The sequence below is a fragment of the Mycobacterium sp. genome, assembly GCF_965229265.1.
Lineage (GTDB): Bacteria > Actinomycetota > Actinomycetes > Mycobacteriales > Mycobacteriaceae > Mycobacterium.
The window spans coordinates 41,542-60,024 of the sequence record NZ_CBDDIY010000009.1 but is presented as its reverse complement, the minus strand read 5'-3'; the positions used below and the strand labels follow the sequence as shown (position 1 = coordinate 60,024).

Here is an 18,483-nt window from a genome sequence, read left to right as displayed (position 1 = left end):
CCGAGCCAGCAACCGTCCGATGGTAGGAAAATCGGCGCGCCTGCGCTCCTGACCTCGACGATGGGGCTAGCGTCAGCTGAGTGACCACTGCGGAACCGGCACAATTCCGCGAGGCGGTAGCGGCGATGAGCGCCGCCGAGGTACGGCCAGAGATCGAACTCGGTCCGATCCGCCCACCTCAACGCCTCGCGCCGTACAGCTATGCGCTCGGCGCTGAGGTCAAGCACCCGGAAACCGAGATCGTCCCCGAGCGTTCCGAAGGTGATGCGTTCGGCCGGCTGATCCTGCTGCACGACCCCGAGGGCGCCGAGGCCTGGGACGGCACCATGCGTCTGGTCGCCTATATCCAAGCCGACCTGGACTCCAGCGAGGCGGTCGACCCGCTGCTCCCCGAAGTCGCGTGGAGCTGGCTCATCGACGCTCTCGACGCCCGCGCCGAGCACGTGACCGCCCTCGGTGGCACGGTGACCGCCACCACCTCGGTCCGCTACGGCGACATCTCCGGCCCGCCGCGCGCCCATCAGCTCGAGCTGCGGGCATCGTGGACAGCCACCACGATGGCACTCGATGCCCATGTCCAAGCGTTCTGTGAAGTCCTCGAACACGCTGCGGGCCTGCCGCCGGCGGGAGTGACGGATCTGGGTACCCGTTCCCGCGCCTGACATGCCAGAACTCGATGATGACGCCGCGACGACGGCCAGTGATAATCCCGCCGACGACGGCCCCGAGGCGACTCCGCTGCTGTCCCCCGCCGAGGGGGTGCCACCGCTGTCGGTCAGCGCCGACGAGATCGCCGCGGCCGCAGCCAAGCTGGCGTCCGGCACCGGCCCGTTCGCCGTCGACGCCGAGCGGGCGTCGGGATTCCGCTACTCCAATCGTGCCTACCTGATCCAGATTCGACGCGCCGGGGCGGGCACCGTGCTCATCGACCCGGTCAACCACGGCAGCAGCCCGATCGACGTGCTGCGGCCGGTCGCCGAGGTGCTGGCCGAAGACGAGTGGATCCTGCACGCCGCCGACCAGGACCTGCCATGCCTGGCCGAGGTCGGCATGCGACCACCGGCGCTCTACGACACCGAGTTGGCTGGCCGGCTGGCCGGCTTCGAGCGGGTCAACCTCGCCGCCATGGTGCAGCGCCTGCTGGGACTGGGGCTGGCCAAGGGACACGGCGCGGCGGACTGGTCCAAACGCCCGCTTCCCGACGCCTGGCTCAACTACGCCGCCCTGGATGTCGAGGTGCTCATCGAGTTGCGCGCGGCGATCAGCGCTGTGCTGGCCGATCAGGGCAAAACCAAATGGGCCGCAGAGGAATTCGAATACTTCCGCCTGGCCGATGCGACGCCGACCCGACGCGACCGGTGGCGCCGGACCTCAGGCATCCACAAGGTGCGCAGCAAGCAGGCGCTGGCGGCGGTGCGGGAATTGTGGACCGTGCGCGACCAGATCGCCCGCCGCCGCGATATCGCGCCCGGACGCATCCTGCCGGACTCGGCGATCGTCGCCGCGGCGCAGGCCGATCCCAAGACCGCCGAGGACCTGACCAAGCTGCCGATCTTCGGTGGCCACAAACAGCGCCGCAGTGCCCATGTGTGGGTGGCCGCATTGGAGGCGGCGCGCACCTCCCCCGACCCCCCGGACACCGCCGAGCCGCAGAACGGTCCGCCGCCGGCGGTGCGGTGGGCCAAACGCAAACCCGAGGCGGCGGCCCGCCTCGATGCCGCCCGGGCGGCGCTGTCCGAGTTGTCGGCGCGGGTCAACGTGCCGACGGAGAACCTGGTCTCCCCCGAGCTGGTGCGCCGGCTGTGCTGGGACTGGCAGGACAACGGTGACCCCGAGGGCGGCGTCGATGCGTTCTTACGTGACGCCGGCGCCCGGCAATGGCAGCGCTCGCTGGTGGTGCCGGTGCTGGCCGGCGCCCTGACACCGTCGCGCGACGAATCCTGACGCCCGACGCGCCGCTACTTGCGGTCGGCGGCGTCGGTGACCGACTCGTCCAGCGCACCGAGTGCGGCCACCCAGCCGGTGACCTGGCGGGCGATGTTCTGCTCGGTCAGGCCCACACTCTCGAGCACTTCGCCGCGTGCGGCGTGATCCAGGAACTGTTGCGGCACACCGACGTCGCGGCACGGCACGTCGATCTCTACGGCGCGCAGCGCCGCCGACACCGAGGCACCCACGCCGGCGCGGACACCGTTGTCCTCCATGGTGACGACCAGCTTGTGTGAGGCAGCCAGTGGTGCAAGGGCATCGGGGACCGGGATCACCCAGCGCGGGTCGACGACGGTCACGCCGATCCCCTGGTTACGCAACCGCTCGGCAACCTTGAGTGCCATCGACGCGAACGAGCCCACCGCAACCAGCAGGACGTCGGTACCCAGGCCGTCGGCCGGTCGCGCCAACACATCGACACCCGAGATCCGTTCGAGCGCCGGAATATCTTGGCCTACTTCGCCTTTAGGGAACCGGATCGCGGTCGGACCGTCGCTGACCTCCAGCGCCTCACCGAGTTCCTCGCGCAACCGGGCGCCGTCGCGCGGAGCAGCCGCCCGCATGCCGGGCACGATGTTGAGAATCGACAAGTCCCACATGCCGTTGTGGCTGGCGCCGTCGTTGCCGGTGACACCGGCCCGGTCGAGCACCAACGTGACCGGAAGCTTGTGCAGCGCAACGTCCATCATCATCTGGTCGAACGCCCGGTTGAGGAACGTCGAGTAGATCGCCACCACCGGGTGCAAACCACCCATGGCCAGCCCGGCGGCCGAGGTCATCGCGTGCTGCTCGGCGATTCCGACGTCGAACAGCCGGTCCGGGAACCGCTCACCGAAGGCCGACAAACCGGTCGGTCCTGGCATCGCCGCGGTGATCGCCACGATGTCGCGGCGCTTGGTCGCATAGGAGATCAGCGCGTCGGAGAACACTGAAGTCCAGCCCGGCGCAGCGGATTTGGTGGCCAGACCGGTGGTCGGGTCGATCACTCCGCAGGAGTGCATCTGCTCGGCCTCGTCGTTCTCGGCCGGCGCGTACCCCATGCCCTTGCGGGTGACCACGTGGACGATCACCGGAGCGTTGAAGCCGCGGGCATGACGCAGCGCGTTCTCGACGGCATGTTCGTCATGGCCGTCGATCGGACCGACGTACTTGACGCCGAGGTCGGTGAACATCACCTGCGGAGCGAGCGCGTCCTTGATGCCGGCCTTCACGCTGTGCATGGCCTGGTAGCAGACCTCGCCGATGACCGGCATGCCGCGCACGGCCATCCGGCTGCGTTCCAGCAGCCGCTCGTAGCCCGGCTGCAGCCGCAGCCCGGCCAGGTGATCGGCCAGGCCGCCGATGGTCGGTGCATACGAGCGGCCGTTGTCGTTGACCACGATAACCACCGGCCGGCGCGCCGCGGCGATGTTGTTGAGCGCCTCCCAGCACATGCCACCGGTCAAGGCGCCGTCGCCGACAACCGCCACGACATGGCGGTTGCGGTGCCCGGTCAGTTCGAAGGCTTTGGCCAGCCCGTCGGCGTAGGACAGCGCCGCCGACGCGTGGCTCGATTCGACCCAGTCGTGCTCGCTTTCGGCCCGCGACGGATAGCCCGACAACCCGTCCTTCTTGCGCAGCGTGTCGAAGTCGGCGGCACGTCCGGTCAGCATCTTGTGCACGTAGGCCTGATGACCGGTGTCGAAGATGATCGGGTCGTGCGGCGAATCGAAGACGCGGTGCAACGCCAGCGTGAGTTCGACGACACCCAGGTTGGGACCCAGGTGGCCACCCGTGGCAGCGACCTTGTGGATCAGGAACTGGCGAATCTCGGCGGCCAGTTCGGTCAGCTGCGCTTGGGACAGGTGTTGCAGATCGGCTGGGCCGCGAACCTGTTCAAGCATCAGGCCAGTCTACGCACCGGCACACCGATCAGTCCTGATGAGACTCGTAGATGTCGGGCACGCCGTCGTGGTCCCGGTCACGCGTTTCTAGCTCCCACACCGACCGGTAATGCCGGTTACGCAGGCGCAGGACGATCGCCGCGAGCAACGCGGCCAGCAAACTTCCGATGAGGACAGCAACCTTGACGATGTCATGCCGCGGGGAGCCCGGGTCGTAGGCCAATTCGCCGATCAGCAGGGATACCGTGAAGCCGACACCAGCCAGCATCGACATGCCGAACACATCGATCCAGCGCAAAGCCGAGTCGAGGCTGGCGCGGGTGGCTGCGGCCAGCGCCCAGGTGGTACCGAACACCCCGACCGTCTTGCCGACCACCAGCCCTCCGGCGATGCCCATCGCGATCGGATCGCGCATAGCCGTCATCAACCCGTCATAGCCACCGAAGCTGACCCCGGCGGCGAAAAACGCGAATACCGGGACAGCGACGCCCGCCGACACCGGGCGCATCAGATGCTCGAAGTGCTCGGCTAGACCCGGGCCCGCATCCGGCCCCCCGGCCGCCGCGCTGCGCATTACCGGCACCGTGAAGCCGAGCAGCACCCCGGCGACGGTGGCGTGCACCCCCGACTCGTGGACGAAGGCCCAGGTCAGCACCGCCAGCGGAATGAGCAACCACCAGGACCGGACCCGCCGCTGGACCAGGAACGCGAACAGCGCCAGCGGGATCATGGCCACCACGAGGGGGACAACCTTGATGGTGTCGGTGTAGAACACCGCGATCACGGTGATCGCCAGCAGGTCGTCAACCACGGCGAGAGTGAGCAGGAACGTCCGCAGCGCCGAGGGCAGGTGCGTGGAGATGACCGCCAGCACGGCCACCGCGAAAGCGATATCGGTGGCAGTCGGGATGGCCCAGCCGCGAACGGCGCCGTCACCGACACCGGCGGTGAACGCGACGAAGATCAGCGCCGGGACGGCCATGCCGCCGACCGCGGCGGCGATCGGCAGCGCGGCGCGGCCGGGATCACGCAGGTCGCCGGCGACGAACTCCCGCTTGAGTTCGAGCCCGACGACGAAGAAGAAGATCGCCAGCAGCCCGTCGGCCGCCCAGCCACCCAGCGTCAGATCCAGATGCAGACCCAGCCGGTCGGTCCCGACGTGGAAATTCGTCAGATTGTGATAGGCCGCCGACCACGGCGAGTTGGCCCAGATCAACGCGGTCGCGGCGGCGAGGAGCAGCAGCGCCCCGCCGACGGTCTCCTTGCGCAGGATCCCGGTGATGCGCGAGGTCTCCGACCACGAACCCCGGGCGAACAACGCACGGTGCAGCAACGGCTTACGGTCGGCCACAATTCACCTCAGGCATAGACGGGCATGACAACGCATCGCCGACCAGACTTCCCGGCACACCCGAATCCCGATCCTAGTCGCAGGTGATACATATCACCTCGTGAGCAGCGCGATGCACTCGATGTGATGGGTCAGCGGGAACGAGTCGAAGACCCGGATCTGCTCGACGGTGTATCCGCCCCGCTGGTACAGCCCGACGTCGCGGGCGAAGGCCGCCGCTTCGCAACCGACGTGGATCACCCGCGGCACGCCGGCCTCAGCCAACAGGTCGACGACCTCGCGACCGGCGCCCGAGCGTGGCGGGTCGAGAACCGCGATGTCGGCCGGGCCGCGTTGGGCATTCAGCGCCCGGCGCACCGAATCGGTCACCACCTCTACCTGCGGCAGGTCGGCCAGCGCGGCAGTCGCCGCGCGGGAGGCCGCCCGGGAGGTGTCGACGGTCAGCACCCGGCCGGTGGCACCGACCGCCTCGGCGAGCACGGCGGCGAACAATCCGGCGCCGCCGTACAGATCCCAGGCCGTCGTCGCGCCGATGTCCGTCGACCAGCCGGCCACCAACGCGCTGTAGGTGGCCGCGGCGGCGCGGTGGGACTGCCAGAATCCGGTGGCCGGCACCCGCCACTCCCGCTGCCCGACCCGCTGCACCGCGTCATAACCGCCCTCGACCGCGTGCCCGCGCCGCTGTTGGCGGTTGGTGCACACCACATGCCGGGTTTCGTCGTCACCGAGGACCACGTGCACCTGATCGCCCGGCCGCCACCGCGGACCGTCGAGCCCGTCGAGCATCCCGTCGGGAAGTTGGCCGCAGTGCAGGTCGGTGACCAGTTCTGCGCTGTGGTAGCGGTGGAATCCCGCGCGTCCCTCGGCGTCCACGGCCAGGCGCACCCGAGTGCGCCAACCCCGGGCCGCGCCGTCGCCGACGGGTTCTGCCACGCCCGCCCAGGTGTGGTCGCCGAGCCGGGCCAGCTGGTTGGCGACGACCCGACCCTTGAGCTCGCGCGCGGCAGCCGGATCGGCGAAGGCCAGGTCACAACAGCCTGCGCCATCCACCCCCGCGATCGGGCACAGCGAATCGACTCGATCCGGCGACGGCTCCAGTACCTCGAGAGTCTCAGCGTGCCAATAGGATCCGCGGTCACCGGTCACCCGGACCCGCACCAGTTCGTCGGGCAGCGCGTAGCGGACGAACACCACCCGGCCCTCGTGCCGCGCGACGCAACTACCCCCGTTTGCCGCGGCGCCGGTTCGCAATACCAGCTCGGCCGGGCTGTCCTCCCCCACTAGCGAATCACTCCACAAAGCCCCGACGCACGTCGCCCGGCGCGTTCTGGGTCTCCAGCTCGTGCACCCGCTCCGACGAATTGAGTTGCCACGGAACCGAAGTCACCATGACATTGGGCATGAATAGCAACCGGGTCTTCAACCGCAGCGCGCTCTGGTTGTGCAGAACCTGCTCCCACCAATGGCCGACGACATACTCCGGAATGAACACGGTCACCACCGTGCGGGGAGCTTCCTTGCTGATTCGCTTCACATAGTCCAGCACCGGGCGGGTCACCTCCCGGTACGGGGAGGCAACGACTTTCAGCGGAACGGTGATATCACTGTCTTCCCATTTGTGGACCAGCTGGCGGGTCTCGGAATCGTCGACGTTGACGGTGATGGCTTCGAGCACATCGGGCCGGGTGGCCCTGGCATAGGACAGTGCGCGCAATGTCGGCATGTGCAGCTTGGAGACCAGCACGACCGCGTGGTTGCGGCTGGGCAACACGACCTCGCCCTGCTCGGCCTCCTGCTCGGCCAGCTCTCGGGCCACGGTGTCGTAATGCTTATGGATCGCCTTCATCAGGATGAACAGGCTCGACATGGCCAGGATTGCGATCCACGCGCCGGCAACGAACTTGGTCACCAGCACCACGATCAGCACGGCGCCCGTCGCGATGAAACCGATCGTGTTGATCACCCGCGAACGCATCATGTGCCGCCGGGCCCGCGGATCGGTCTCAGTGCGCAAGTGGCGCGTCCAGTGCCGGACCATGCCGATCTGGCTCAGCGTGAAGGACACGAACACACCGACGATGTAGAGCTGGATCAGCGCGGTGACTTCGGCCCGGAAGGCGACGACGAAGGCGATCGCCGCCGCCGCCAGGAACAGGATGCCGTTGGAGAAGGCCAGCCGGTCACCGCGAGTGTGCAGCTGGCGGGGCAGGAACCGATCCTGGGCCAGGATCGAGCCCAGCACCGGGAAACCGTTGAAGGCAGTGTTTGCGGCCAGCACCAGGATCAGCGCGGTGACGCCGGTGATCAGCCACAGCCCCAGCGGGAAACCGGCGAACACGGTGTCGGCCAACTGGGCCACCAGCGTCTTCTGGTGATAGCCGGACGGTGCCCCGATGAGCTGCTCCTCGGGCCGCTCGGCAACCTTGGCGCCGGTCTCGATGGCCAGCACGATCATCCCGATGAACAGGGTGATCGCGATGCCGCCCAGCAGCAGCAACGTGGTCGCGGCGTTCTTGGACTTGGGCTTGCGGAAGGCCGGCACGCCGTTGCTGATCGCTTCCACACCGGTCAATGCCGCACAGCCCGACGAGAACGCCCGCGCGACCAGGAACACCAGCGCGAAGCCCATCACGTCGCCGTGTTCGGAGTGCATCTCGAACGACGCCGACTCGGCCTGCAGGTGATCACCCAGCACATAGATCTGGAAGAAGCCCCAGATCAGCATGATGAACATGCCGACGATGAAGGCGTAGGTCGGGATGGCGAAGGCGGTGCCCGACTCCCGGATGCCGCGCAGGTTCACCGCGGTCAGGAGCACGATCGCTGCGACGGCGAAGGCCACCTTGTGCTGGGCGATGAACGGGAACGCCGATCCGATGTTCGACATCGCCGAGGCCATCGACACCGCGACGGTCAGGACGTAATCGACCAGCAGGGCGCTGGCCACCGTCAAGCCGGCCATCGGCCCCAGGTTGGTCGTCACCACCTCGTAATCGCCGCCGCCGGAGGGATAGGCGTGCACGTTCTGCCGATAGGACGCCACCACGACAAGCATGACCAGCGCGACCGCCACCCCGATCCAGGGCGCCATCGCGTACGCCGACAGCCCGGCCACCGAGAGCACCAGGAAGATCTCCTCAGGTGCATAGGCGACCGACGACATGGCATCGGAGGCGAAGACTGGCAACGCGATGCGCTTGGGCAGCAGCGTGTGGCTCAGCTTGTCGCTGCGGAACGGTTGCCCCAGGACCAACCGACGTGCGGCGGTCGAAAGCTTAGACACGAGTGCCAAGAGTAAGCCCAACGTGGTTTGGCTGTAGCGTTCCCCATACTGTCGTTGTCCGCGCGCTTCGGTCAGCCACTCCTCGACCCTGTCTGCGCGGGCCGACGCACGACGTAGTCGAGAGGACAACCAGGTGCGGGTAGTGGTGATGGGATGCGGCCGGGTCGGCGCCTCGCTGGCCGACGCGCTGTCCCGGATCGGGCACGACGTGGCGATCATCGACCGCGACGTCACGGCCTTCCACCGGCTGTCGCCGGAATTCTCCGGCGAGCGGGTCCTTGGCATGGGATTCGACCGGGAAGTGCTGCTGCGCGCCGGAATCCAGGAGACCGACGCCTTCGCGGCGGTGTCCTCCGGCGACAACTCGAACATCATCTCCGCGCGGCTGGCGCGGGAGACGTTCGGCGTCGGGCGCGTCGTCGCCCGCATCTACGACGCCAAACGCGCCGCCGTCTACGAACGGCTCGGCATCCCGACGGTGGCCACCGTGCCGTGGACCACCGACCGGCTGCTGAACGCGCTCGTGCGAGACACCGAGACCGCCAAGTGGCGTGACCCAACCGGCACCATGGCCGTGGCCGAGGTGTCGTTGCACGAGGGCTGGGTGGGACATCGCCTCACCGACCTCGAGGCGGCGACCGGCGCACGCGTCGCGTTCGTGATCCGGTTCGGCACCGGGATCCTGCCCGAGCCCAAGACCGTCGTACAGTCCGGTGACCAGGTCTATGTCGCAGCGGTGTCCGGGCGTGCCGCCGAAGCGCTGGCGATCGCCGCGCTACCGCCCGGCCCGGATGTCGGAGAGGGGCACTGACAATGGCCGACAAACGACTCAAGGTCGCGATCGCCGGGGCGGGTGCCGTCGGACGGTCCATCGCGCGCGAACTGCTGGAGAGCGAGCACGAGGTGACGCTCATCGAGCGCAACGCCGAGCACCTCGACGTCGACGCGATCCCGGCGGCACACTGGCGGCTCGGCGACGCCTGCGAGATCAGCCTGCTCGAGTCGGTACACCTGGAGGAGTTCGACGTCGTCGTCGCCGCCACCGGCGACGACAAGGCCAATGTGGTGCTGTCGTTGCTGGCCAAGACCGAGTTCGCGGTGTCGCGGGTGGTGGCCCGGGTCAACGATCCCCGCAACGAGTGGTTGTTCGACAACTCGTGGGGCGTCGACGTGGCGGTGTCCACGCCGCGGATGCTGGCATCGCTGGTCGAGGAGGCCGTCGCCGTGGGCGATCTGGTGCGGCTGATGCAGTTTCGGCAGGGCCACGCCAACCTCGTCGAGATCACGCTGCCCGACGACACTCCGTGGGGCGGCCGGCCGGTTCGCAAGCTGGTACTGCCCCGCGACGCCACGCTGGTGACCATCCTGCGCGGTCCGCGGGTGATTGTGCCGGAAGCCGACGAGCCACTGGAAGGCGGTGACGAGCTGTTGTTCGTCGCGGCCCCCGAGGTCGAGGACGAGCTGCGCGCGACCGTGTTGTCGGCCGCCAAGGGCTAGTTGTCGCTCGCCGTGCCCGGGCTCGGCGTCGCGTCGGTGTCGTGCTGCGCATGCGCGGCGTGCACCGCGCGCTGAGCAACCCGGATCGCCAGGTAGGTGACCAGGGCCGCGACCGCGGTCAGCGGCCAGCCCATGGCGATGCGGGCCACCCCGAGCCAACCCGTCTGGTCGGCGTCGTACAGGTGGCGTTGCACGAGGAACCGTGCCCCGAACACGGCAACCCAGGTCACTGTCGCGATATCGAAAGCCAGTACGGCGCGCCGGCTGCTACGCCAGGCACGGTCGTGGCTGTTGACCCAGCTCCAGACGTAGCCCACCACCGGCCGGCGGATCACCACGGACACCGCGAATACCGCCGCCCACAACAGCGACGTCCAGATGCCGAGCAGGAAGTAGCCCTTGGACGCGCCGACGAACCAGGCAATCAGGGCGCTGATCCCCACGCCGATGAACCCGGACACGGCGGGCTGTACCGAATCCCGGCGGACCAGCCGCCACACCAGGATGAGGGCCGCCACCCCGAGCGCGGCGCCGATCGCGGGGACTAGCCCGAAGGCGGTGTTGACTGGGACCAGGACGGCAACGGGCAGCGCCGAGTAGATCAGGCCGCTGACGCCACCCATCTGGGCCAGCAGTGCCTGTGCGGGTGTCGGCTTGGCGGCGATGTCTTCGGCGTCTTGGTTTTCGGTGCTGTCGGTGTCGTTCACGGGCTTCACCGGCGGCCTGGCACGGTCGCGGTCCGGGCGGGTCGGATCAAGTCTGGATCTCGTAGTGCGGGTTGTAGATGGCTTTGGCGCCGTTTTCCAGGTTGCCCAGCCGGCCGCGGACGCGCAGTGCGCGACCGGATTCGATGCCCGGGATGCGCCGCTGCCCCAACCAGACCAGCGTCACGGTGTCGGTGCCGTCGAACAGCTCGGCGCGTACCCCACCGGCGCAGCCCTTGGCGTTCGTCTCGACACTGCGCAGGGTTCCCACCATGGTGACCTCTTGGCCGCGCTGGCAGTCGATGGCCCGCTGTGCGCCGGTGCCCGCAGCTTCGTCGGTCAATTCTTCGGCGTCGCGCTGCTCAGGGTCCTCCGTCAACCGACGGGTGAGACGACGGACAAAACTTTCGGCCGTAGCCATGGCCTCTCCTGATACTCCAGCGGATCACAATGCCAACGCAACGGTAGACCTCTTGGTTCCCCGATGCCATGTGGCATACCCGTCGTGGCGGAGGCCAATCAGCAACAAGGCACGATCAGGGTGTGCCGATCAACCTGCGCGGGGCGCCCGCGGTTCTGCTGCCAGGAACGGGATCCGACGACGACTACATCTATCGGGTGTTCGCCGGGCCGCTACACGGGGCCGGCGCGACGCTGGTGACACCGGTGCCGCAGCCGGGCCGGCTGGTCGCGGGCTACCTGGAGGCGCTCGATGACGCGGCCCGGCAGGGCCCGATCGTGGTAGGCGGGGTGTCCATCGGTGCCGCGGTGGCCCTGGCCTGGGCGCTGGCGCACCCCAGCCGCGCGGTCGCGGTGCTGGCCGCGCTGCCGCCGTGGACCGGCGCGCCCGACTCGGCCCCGGCCGCGCTGGCGGCCCGCCACACCGCCCACCAGTTGCGCAACGACGGTTTGGTGGCCACGACGGCCCAGATGCGGGCGTCGAGCCCGGCCTGGTTGGCCGACGAGCTCGCCCGCAGCTGGCTGGGTCAGTGGCCCGAGCTGCCCGATGCGATGGAGGAAGCCGCCGGCTATGTCGCGCCGGGCGTGCCGGAACTGGAGCGGCTGAGCGTTCCGATGGGGGTGGCGGCCGCCCCGGACGATCCGATCCACCCGCTGGAGGTGGCGGTGGAGTGGGTGTCGGCGGCGCCGCGGGCGGCGCTGCGAACAGTCCGGCTCGACGAGTTCGGCCCCGAGCCGACGCTGCTCGGCCAGGCGTGTTTGACGGCGCTCGACGATGCAGGCGAGGAACGAGCCTGAGGAGGAGACGCCAGTCCAGGCCCGGCGCTCGACGATGCAGGCGAGGAACGAGCCTGAGGAGGAGACGCCAGTCCAGGCCCGGCGCTCGACGATGCAGGCGAGGAACGAGCCTGAGGAGGAGACGCGCGGTCTGACCCGGGCTAGCCGCCGGTGCTGGTGCTGCGCAGCTGCTGCATGGCCGACCCCGACGCACTGCGCCGCTCGGTCGGCTGCACGGCCTGGGCCTGTTGCTGCTGCAGCAGCGCCTGCTGGGCGGCCACCATCTGCGCCTGCTGGGCAGCGGCCTGCTGTAACTGGGCCAGCATCGGCTCCGGTAGCTGGACCGGCAACGGCGTGCGCACCGGCATCGGGGTGTCGCCACGGCGGACGACGGTGTCGGCCAACGCTTCTCGGGCTTCCGCGACGAGATTGGGCATGGCCTCGGGGGCGCCGTTGACCACGCAGCGGATCATCCAGCGGTAACCGTCGACCCCGATGAAACGCACCACGCCGGCGCCGGTGCCGACCACCTCACGACCCCATGGGCCGTCCTCGATGGAGACCCTGGCGTTGTCCTTGCGCAACGAATCGGCCAGTTCACTGGCCACCTCGCGCCACAGGCCGGGCGACTTCGGTGCCGCGTAGGCGGCGATGGTGAACCGCCCGTGCGGGGTCACCACCCACACCGCGCTCGGCACGCCCACCTCGTTGAGTTCCACCTGGATCTGACCGGCCGGCGGCATCGGGACCAGCACCGAACCCAGGTCCAGCCGGGCCAGGGCGGCATCGTCGGGATTGTCGAAGTCCTCGATGTCGAAGGGGCCGCCGTCGTCGTTCTCGTCGAGGTCGGATTCGGCGGGAGCGGGCGTCGACGGGCTCACCACCGCGTCGTCACCGGCCTCGTCGCAGGCCTTGTCGTCGTTCTTACGTCTGCCGAATGCCATCACAAACTCACATGTCCGCCGGAGGAACCGTGGCCGCCCTCGCCACGGGTGGTGTCAGCCAGTCCAGCCTCGTCGAACGAGGCCACCTCGACCAGCTCTGGTAATTCGACCCGCTGGACCAGCAGTTGGGCGATGCGGTCACCGCGCCGAATCGTGATCGGCGTGGCTGGGTCGAGGTTGATCAGCGACACCCTGATCTCGCCGCGATAGCCCGCGTCGATGGTGCCGGGGCTATTGACGATCGAAAGGCCCACGCGCGCAGCCAAACCCGAGCGCGGGTGTACCAGCCCGACCATGCCGTGCGGAATAGCCACGGCGATCCCGGTGGCCACCAGGGCGCGCTGGCCGGGGCCGAGTTCGACGTCTTCGGCGCTGAACAGATCGACACCGGCGTCACCATCGTGGGCGCGGCTGGGCATCGGGAGATCGCGGTCTAGGCGAACCACCGCAAGGCTGGTGGGCACGATGCCACAGACTACCCTTGGCCGCGTGTCTGGTTCGCGTGTGACCTCGCAAACCGTGCGGTACCGCGAGCGGCTCTGGGTGCCGTGGTGGTGGTGGCCGCTTGGGCTGGCCCTGGCTGCGCTGATCGCCAAGGAAGTCACGATGGGCGTGCGCACACTGCCGACCTGGTTGCCCTACACGCTGCTCGGCGCCGTCGCGGTTGGCGTCCTGTTGTGGATGAGTCGCACGGAAGTGCGGGTGGTCAGCGATGGCGCCGACGTCGAACTGTGGGCCGGGCAGGCCCATCTGCCGATGTCGGTGGTGTCGCGTTCCGCCGAGATTCCGCGGTCGGCCAAGTCGGCCGCGTTGGGACGCCAGCTCGACCCGGCCGCCTACGTCCTGCACCGGGGCTGGGTCGGCCCGCTCGTTCTGGTCGTGCTCGACGACCCCGACGATCCGACGCCGTACTGGCTGGTGAGTGCGCGGCGCCCGGATCGGGTGCTGTCGGCCCTACGGAGCTGACCGGCCCGTCAGGCCGCGCAGTCCGTGCAGATCATCACGCCGTTCTTGTCGCTGGCCAGCCGGCTGCGGTGATGCACAAGAAAGCAGCTCGAGCAGGTGAACTCATCAGCCTGCTTCGGAACGACCCGAACGGACAGTTCCTCCCCGGACAGGTCGGCGCCGGGCAGCTCGAAATTCTCCGCAGAATCGGTCTCGTCGACATCGACCACGGCCGACTGCGCCTCGTTGCGCCGCGCCTTGAGCTCCTCCAGCGAGTCCTCGGACACGTCGTCTGTTTCAGTGCGCCGCGGCGCGTCGTAGTCGGTAGCCATCGTGTTAGTCCCCTCGTAACCTCAGCATGGCTTTGTATCAGCGTCGAACGCATCCACCAAACGATTCGTGCCCAGATCACATAATACCTAAGTGTGATTTACCTCACAGTTATTGATGAGCCCGGGCGGGCGTGTCCAACCGGCGGGCGCCAGCTGGCTCTAGAGTGCATCCGTGGTCGCTCAAATCACGGAGGGCACGGCCTTCGATAAGCACGGTCGCCCGTTCCGCCGGCGCAATTACCTGCCCGGAATCATCGCCTTGGGCGTCATGTTCCTCGTCACCGCGGTGGTGTGGGCGGTCGCACTGACTCGCCCGGTGGACGTGCGGGAGGCCGCCTCCTGCAACCCGCCGCCCCCGGCGGCCGATCCGGCCGCCCCGAAGCTCGGCGAGCAGGTGACGCGCTCCTCGATGATCGACGTCGCCCCGGCCAAGCTCGCCGACACCAAGATCCGGGTCCTCAACGCCAGCGGCCAGGGCGGCCAGGCCGGCGAGGTCGCCGGTGCGCTGCGCGATCTCGGCTTCGCCCAGCCCACCGCCGCCAACGACCCGATCTACGCCAACGCGCGGCTCACCTGCCAGGGGCAGATCCGGTTCGGCGCAAGTGGGCGGGCCGGCGCTGCCTCGGTCTGGCTGGTAGCGCCATGCGTCGAACTGTTCCAGGACGATCGCAAGGACGATTCGGTCGATCTGGCCATCGGCACCGACTTCACCACGCTGGCCCACAGCGACGACATCGACGCCGTATTGGCCGGCCTACGCCCGGACGCCACCGAGCCGGCCGATTCGGCGCTGGTCGCCAAGATCCACAACGGGACCTGCTGAGCCGCTCACGGCAGCGGCTGCAGGCCCCCGAATCGGCCCAGCACCTCGACCAGAGCACCGCCGATACCTGGCGCCGCCGCGACCAGCAGGGCGCCCTCGTCGCCGGCACCGCCACCTGCAGGCAGCACAAGCAGTGCCCCCGCCTCGGCGGCCACCAGAGCGCCCGCCGCCCAGTCCCAGACGTGCAGGCCATGCTCGTAGTGGGCGTCGAGCCGGCCGTCGGCGACCATGCACAGGTCCAGTGCCGCCGACCCGATCCGCCGGATATCGCGGACCAGGGGCAGCATCCGGGCCAGCAGCGCGGCCTGCTCGGCGCGCCGCTGCGGGGCGTAGCCGAAGCCGGTGCCCACCAACGCCATCGACAGCTCGCTGACCCCGCTACAGCGAAGCGCTCGGCGCTGCCCGTCGGGCCGAAGCACATCGGCGCCCTGGCCCACCGCGGCCGAGTACACCTCGCCACTGACCACGTCGGCGACCGCCCCGGCCACCGACACGCCGTCGACCTGCGCGGCGATGGAGATCCCGTAGGCCGGGATGCCGTAGACGAAGTTCACCGTCCCGTCGATCGGGTCGAGCACCCAGCACACCGCGCCGCGCACGCCGCCTGCCGGGCCGCCGCCCTCCTCCCCGAGGATCGACTCGCCGGGCCGCAAGGTGTTCAGCCGATCACGCAGCAGCAGTTCGGTTTCGGTATCGACGATGGTCACCGGATCGGTCGGGGTGCTCTTCGTTTGGACCGAATCGGAGCCGATCGAGTCGGGCGCGTCGCCAAAGATCTCCGCGCGGCGGCGGCGCACGAAGGCGGCCGCCTCGGCGGCCAGCTGCTCGGCCACCGCCCGCAATTGTTCAGGCCGGTTGTCGCTCACTAACTCATCGCAGCACAGACCCGACGACACGGGTACAAAGGGGCACGCAGCCACTAGTGTGTGGATCGCGCCGACCGCCCGCCTCGCCGAGGAGCAGCCATGCCCGAGACCGCAACGCCACCGCCCGGACAGAATCGTGGATTCGGTGTCGACGTCGGCGGCAGCGGGGTCAAGGGCGGCATCGTTGACCTCGACACCGGCCAGCTCATCGGCGACCGATTCAAGCTGCTGACGCCGCAGCCGTCGACACCGGCCGCGGTCGCCGAGACGGTGGCCGAGGTGGTCCGGCACTTCGGGTGGACGGGTCCGCTCGGGGTCACCTACCCCGGCGTGGTGGTCAACGGCGTGGTGCAGACCGCGGCCAACGTCGACAAGGGATGGATCGGCACCAACGGCGCCGAAGTCATCAGCGCCGCGCTGGGCGGCCAGAAGGTGACACTGCTCAATGACGCCGACGCCGCCGGCCTGGCCGAGCAACACCACGGCGCCGGGCGCAACCAGCACGGTGTCGTCGTGTTGCTGACATTCGGCACCGGTATCGGTTCAGCGGTGATCCACAACGGCCTTCTGCTGCCCAACACCGAGTTCGGTCACCTCGAGGTGGACGGTAAGGAGGCCGAGCACCGCGCGGCGTCCTCGGTCAAGGAGCGCAAGGACTGGAGCTACGAGCGGTGGAGCCAGGAGGTGACCAAAGTGCTGGTCACGATCGAGAACGCGATCTGGCCCGACCTGTTCATCGCCGGTGGCGGCATCAGCCGCAAGGCCGACAAGTGGATCCCCCTGCTGGAGAACCGCACCCCGGTGGTCGCGGCCGAACTGCAGAACGAAGCCGGCATCGTCGGCGCGGCGATGGCGGCTCAGGTCGACGTCGCGCACTGATTTTTGCCCGCTCGGCGCGGTAGAGCCCCACAGAGTCGTTACAATGGTCGACGGCGGCCGCCTACCGGATAGCGGCGAGAATCCGCACGAGATCCACGCCAACAGTCCTCATAGCCGACGCTTTCGGTGGCGCGCTTGCGCTCGCCGAAAGCCAGCACGACCGAAAGGGTGTACGTGGCAGCGACCAAGGCAAGCCCGGCAACCGATGAGCCGGTGAAGCGCACCGCCACCAAGACTCCCGCGAAGAAGCCGGCAGCCAAAGCCGCCAACGGTGCCCCGCCGGCCAAGCGGGTCGCCAAGGCCGCGCCCAAGGGAGAAGCTGGCGACGCCGAGAGCACCGAGGGCACAGCCGCCCCGACCAAGGCTCGCGCCGCCAAGGCCACCAAGGCGCCCGCGGCCCGCGGCCGCGCCAAGAAGGCCGCTGAGGGTGCCGCAGACGGCGACCTGGTCGCTGGCGACGAGCTCGACACCGACCTGGAAGCCGACCCCGAGCTCGAGGTCGTCGAAGACGATCTCGTCCTCGACGACCTCGAAGACGTCGCCGAAGAGGTAGACGAGGAAGCCGCCACCGAAGAGACACCGGCCGCCGAGGGCGAAGCCGCCGACGAAGACGACATCACCGAGCCGACGGAGAAGGACAAAGCCTCCGGGGATTTCGTTTGGGACGAAGAGGAGTCCGAGGCTCTGCGGCAGGCCCGCAAAGACGCCGAGCTGACCGCCTCGGCCGACTCGGTGCGCGCATACCTCAAGCAGATCGGCAAGGTCGCGCTGCTCAACGCCGAGGAAGAAGTCGAACTAGCCAAGCGGATCGAGGCTGGTCTGTACGCCACCCAGAAGCTGGCAGAGCTGGCTGACCGCGGCGAGAAGCTGCCTGTTCAGCAGCGCCGCGACATGCAGTGGATCTGCCGCGACGGCGACCGGGCCAAGAATCACCTGCTGGAAGCCAATCTGCGCCTGGTGGTGTCGCTGGCCAAGCGCTACACCGGCCGCGGCATGGCGTTCCTTGACCTGATCCAGGAAGGCAACCTGGGTCTGATCCGCGCGGTGGAAAAGTTCGACTACACCAAGGGTTACAAGTTCTCCACCTATGCCACCTGGTGGATCCGCCAGGCCATCACCCGCGCGATGGCCGACCAGGCCCGCACCATCCGTATCCCGGTGCACATGGTCGAGGTCATCAACAAGCTCGGCCGCATCCAGCGCGAGCTGCTTCAGGATCTGGGCCGCGAGCCCACTCCCGAAGAGCTGGCCAAGGAGATGGACATCACGCCGGAGAAGGTGCTGGAGATCCAGCAGTACGCGCGTGAGCCGATCTCGCTGGACCAGACCATCGGCGACGAGGGCGACAGCCAGCTCGGCGACTTCATCGAGGACTCCGAGGCCGTCGTGGCCGTCGATGCGGTGTCCTTCACGCTGCTGCAGGATCAGCTGCAGTCGGTGCTCGAGACGCTTTCTGAGCGCGAGGCGGGTGTGGTGCGGCTGCGGTTCGGCCTGACCGACGGACAGCCGCGGACGCTCGACGAGATCGGCCAGGTCTATGGGGTGACCCGCGAACGGATCCGGCAGATCGAGTCCAAGACCATGAGCAAGCTGCGTCACCCGAGCCGGTCCCAGGTCCTGCGCGACTACCTGGACTAGGCGCTACGGGCGGGAGCGGCTCCCATGTCCAGCACGCTCAGTTGCTTGGACTTCGAGCACTGGGGAAGGATCCGCCCCCGCGGATACTGACGCTAGCCGGGGCGATCTGCCGC

19 protein-coding genes are annotated in these 18,483 nt (G+C 68.7%); 9 read left to right on the top strand and 10 right to left on the bottom strand.

Going from position 1 to position 18,483, the window contains the following annotated elements; genetic code table 11:
* The first annotated feature begins 80 nt into the window (after window positions 1-80).
* Window positions 81-662, top strand: coding sequence for a DUF3000 family protein (locus ADBZ9K_RS01175; protein WP_526617944.1), 582 nt, complete (start codon window positions 81-83; stop codon window positions 660-662).
* 1 nt (window position 663) lies between these two features.
* Window positions 664-1,944, top strand: coding sequence for an HRDC domain-containing protein (locus ADBZ9K_RS01170; RefSeq protein ID WP_526617943.1), 1,281 nt, complete (start codon window positions 664-666; stop codon window positions 1,942-1,944).
* A 14-nt stretch (window positions 1,945-1,958) separates the two neighbouring features.
* Here ADBZ9K_RS01170 and dxs read toward each other — a convergent pair whose 3' ends face one another.
* The 4 genes from dxs to ADBZ9K_RS01150 all read right to left on the bottom strand — a co-directional run bounded on the left by dxs (window position 1,959) and on the right by ADBZ9K_RS01150 (window position 8,506).
* Window positions 1,959-3,872 carry a 1-deoxy-D-xylulose-5-phosphate synthase gene (gene dxs / locus ADBZ9K_RS01165; protein ID WP_526617942.1) on the bottom strand — a complete coding sequence of 638 codons (1,914 nt, stop codon included), beginning with the start codon at window positions 3,870-3,872 and terminating at the stop codon, window positions 1,959-1,961.
* A gap of 28 nt (window positions 3,873-3,900) precedes the next feature.
* On the bottom strand, window positions 3,901-5,223 hold the full coding sequence (gene nhaA / locus ADBZ9K_RS01160; protein ID WP_526617941.1) for a Na+/H+ antiporter NhaA: 1,323 nt from the start codon (window positions 5,221-5,223) through the stop codon (window positions 3,901-3,903).
* Window positions 5,224-5,316: 93 nt separating this feature from the next.
* On the bottom strand, window positions 5,317-6,504 hold the full coding sequence (locus ADBZ9K_RS01155) for a class I SAM-dependent RNA methyltransferase (RefSeq protein ID WP_526617939.1): 1,188 nt from the start codon (window positions 6,502-6,504) through the stop codon (window positions 5,317-5,319).
* A gap of 7 nt (window positions 6,505-6,511) precedes the next feature.
* Window positions 6,512-8,506 (bottom strand): amino acid permease, encoded by a 1,995-nt coding sequence (locus ADBZ9K_RS01150; RefSeq protein ID WP_526617937.1) that lies wholly within the window; start codon window positions 8,504-8,506, stop codon window positions 6,512-6,514.
* A 133-nt stretch (window positions 8,507-8,639) separates the two neighbouring features.
* Between ADBZ9K_RS01150 and ADBZ9K_RS01145 the strand changes: the two genes are divergently transcribed.
* Window positions 8,640-9,317: a potassium channel family protein gene (locus ADBZ9K_RS01145; RefSeq protein WP_526617936.1), complete on the top strand. Its 678-nt coding sequence runs from the start codon at window positions 8,640-8,642 to the stop codon at window positions 9,315-9,317.
* Between the two features lie 2 nt (window positions 9,318-9,319).
* Window positions 9,320-10,003 carry a potassium channel family protein gene (locus tag ADBZ9K_RS01140; protein WP_526617935.1) on the top strand — a complete coding sequence of 228 codons (684 nt, stop codon included), beginning with the start codon at window positions 9,320-9,322 and terminating at the stop codon, window positions 10,001-10,003.
* Here ADBZ9K_RS01140 and ADBZ9K_RS01135 read toward each other — a convergent pair.
* Window positions 10,000-10,626: a DUF3159 domain-containing protein gene (locus ADBZ9K_RS01135; protein WP_526618222.1), complete on the bottom strand. Its 627-nt coding sequence runs from the start codon at window positions 10,624-10,626 to the stop codon at window positions 10,000-10,002. The genes ADBZ9K_RS01140 and ADBZ9K_RS01135 overlap by 4 nt on opposite strands.
* Window positions 10,627-10,756: 130 nt before the next feature.
* Window positions 10,757-11,128: an OB-fold nucleic acid binding domain-containing protein gene (locus ADBZ9K_RS01130; RefSeq protein ID WP_526617934.1), complete on the bottom strand. Its 372-nt coding sequence runs from the start codon at window positions 11,126-11,128 to the stop codon at window positions 10,757-10,759.
* 122 nt (window positions 11,129-11,250) lie between these two features.
* On the opposite strand from ADBZ9K_RS01130, the gene ADBZ9K_RS01125 reads away from it, so the two are divergent.
* Complete coding sequence (locus ADBZ9K_RS01125; RefSeq protein WP_526617933.1) at window positions 11,251-11,964, top strand: alpha/beta hydrolase; 714 nt, start codon at window positions 11,251-11,253, stop codon at window positions 11,962-11,964.
* Window positions 11,965-12,104: 140 nt separating this feature from the next.
* On the opposite strand, the gene ADBZ9K_RS01120 is transcribed toward ADBZ9K_RS01125, so the two are convergent.
* Entirely contained in the window at window positions 12,105-12,887 is a 783-nt protein-coding gene (locus ADBZ9K_RS01120; protein WP_526617931.1) for a DUF3710 domain-containing protein, read from the bottom strand.
* On the bottom strand, window positions 12,887-13,351 hold the full coding sequence (gene dut, locus ADBZ9K_RS01115; RefSeq protein WP_526617929.1) for a dUTP diphosphatase: 465 nt from the start codon (window positions 13,349-13,351) through the stop codon (window positions 12,887-12,889). The genes ADBZ9K_RS01120 and dut overlap by 1 nt, the downstream gene beginning before the upstream one ends.
* A gap of 25 nt (window positions 13,352-13,376) precedes the next feature.
* Here dut and ADBZ9K_RS01110 point away from each other — a divergent pair, with 25 nt between their 5' ends.
* Window positions 13,377-13,853, top strand: coding sequence for a DUF3093 family protein (locus ADBZ9K_RS01110; RefSeq protein ID WP_526617927.1), 477 nt, complete (start codon window positions 13,377-13,379; stop codon window positions 13,851-13,853).
* A gap of 8 nt (window positions 13,854-13,861) precedes the next feature.
* Here the strand turns inward: ADBZ9K_RS01110 and ADBZ9K_RS01105 are convergent, their stop codons facing one another.
* A complete protein-coding gene (locus ADBZ9K_RS01105) occupies window positions 13,862-14,164 on the bottom strand; it encodes a DUF4193 family protein (RefSeq protein ID WP_526617926.1) in 303 nt (100 codons plus the stop codon).
* A 172-nt stretch (window positions 14,165-14,336) separates the two neighbouring features.
* Here ADBZ9K_RS01105 and cei point away from each other — a divergent pair, with 172 nt between their 5' ends.
* Window positions 14,337-14,987, top strand: a complete 651-nt coding sequence (gene cei / locus ADBZ9K_RS01100; protein WP_526617925.1) for an envelope integrity protein Cei — start codon at window positions 14,337-14,339, stop codon at window positions 14,985-14,987.
* 5 nt (window positions 14,988-14,992) lie between these two features.
* Here cei and ADBZ9K_RS01095 read toward each other — a convergent pair whose 3' ends face one another.
* The gene (locus tag ADBZ9K_RS01095; protein ID WP_526617923.1) at window positions 14,993-15,853 is read right to left on the bottom strand and encodes an inositol monophosphatase family protein; all 861 of its coding nucleotides are present in this window, start codon (window positions 15,851-15,853) and stop codon (window positions 14,993-14,995) included.
* A gap of 99 nt (window positions 15,854-15,952) precedes the next feature.
* Between ADBZ9K_RS01095 and ppgK the strand changes: the two genes are divergently transcribed.
* A complete protein-coding gene (gene ppgK / locus ADBZ9K_RS01090) occupies window positions 15,953-16,732 on the top strand; it encodes a polyphosphate--glucose phosphotransferase (protein WP_526617921.1) in 780 nt (259 codons plus the stop codon).
* Between the two features lie 174 nt (window positions 16,733-16,906).
* Window positions 16,907-18,370 carry an RNA polymerase sigma factor gene (locus ADBZ9K_RS01085; RefSeq protein ID WP_526617919.1) on the top strand — a complete coding sequence of 488 codons (1,464 nt, stop codon included), beginning with the start codon at window positions 16,907-16,909 and terminating at the stop codon, window positions 18,368-18,370.
* The last annotated feature ends 113 nt before the right edge of the window (window positions 18,371-18,483 follow it).

Excerpts from the sequence above, each read along its gene's own strand:
- ppgK (WP_526617921.1), top strand. The coding sequence starts at position 15,953 with ATGCCCGAGACCGCAACGCCACCGCCCGGACAGAATCGTGGATTCGGT.
- ADBZ9K_RS01140 (WP_526617935.1), top strand. The coding sequence starts at position 9,320 with ATGGCCGACAAACGACTCAAGGTCGCGATCGCCGGGGCGGGTGCCGTC.
- ADBZ9K_RS01170 (WP_526617943.1), top strand. The coding sequence starts at position 664 with ATGCCAGAACTCGATGATGACGCCGCGACGACGGCCAGTGATAATCCC.
- dxs (WP_526617942.1), bottom strand. The coding sequence starts at position 3,872 with ATGCTTGAACAGGTTCGCGGCCCAGCCGATCTGCAACACCTGTCCCAA.
- ADBZ9K_RS01130 (WP_526617934.1), bottom strand. The coding sequence starts at position 11,128 with ATGGCTACGGCCGAAAGTTTTGTCCGTCGTCTCACCCGTCGGTTGACG.
- ADBZ9K_RS01105 (WP_526617926.1), bottom strand. The coding sequence starts at position 14,164 with ATGGCTACCGACTACGACGCGCCGCGGCGCACTGAAACAGACGACGTG.
- ADBZ9K_RS01135 (WP_526618222.1), bottom strand. The coding sequence starts at position 10,626 with ATGGGTGGCGTCAGCGGCCTGATCTACTCGGCGCTGCCCGTTGCCGTC.
- ADBZ9K_RS01120 (WP_526617931.1), bottom strand. The coding sequence starts at position 12,887 with ATGGCATTCGGCAGACGTAAGAACGACGACAAGGCCTGCGACGAGGCC.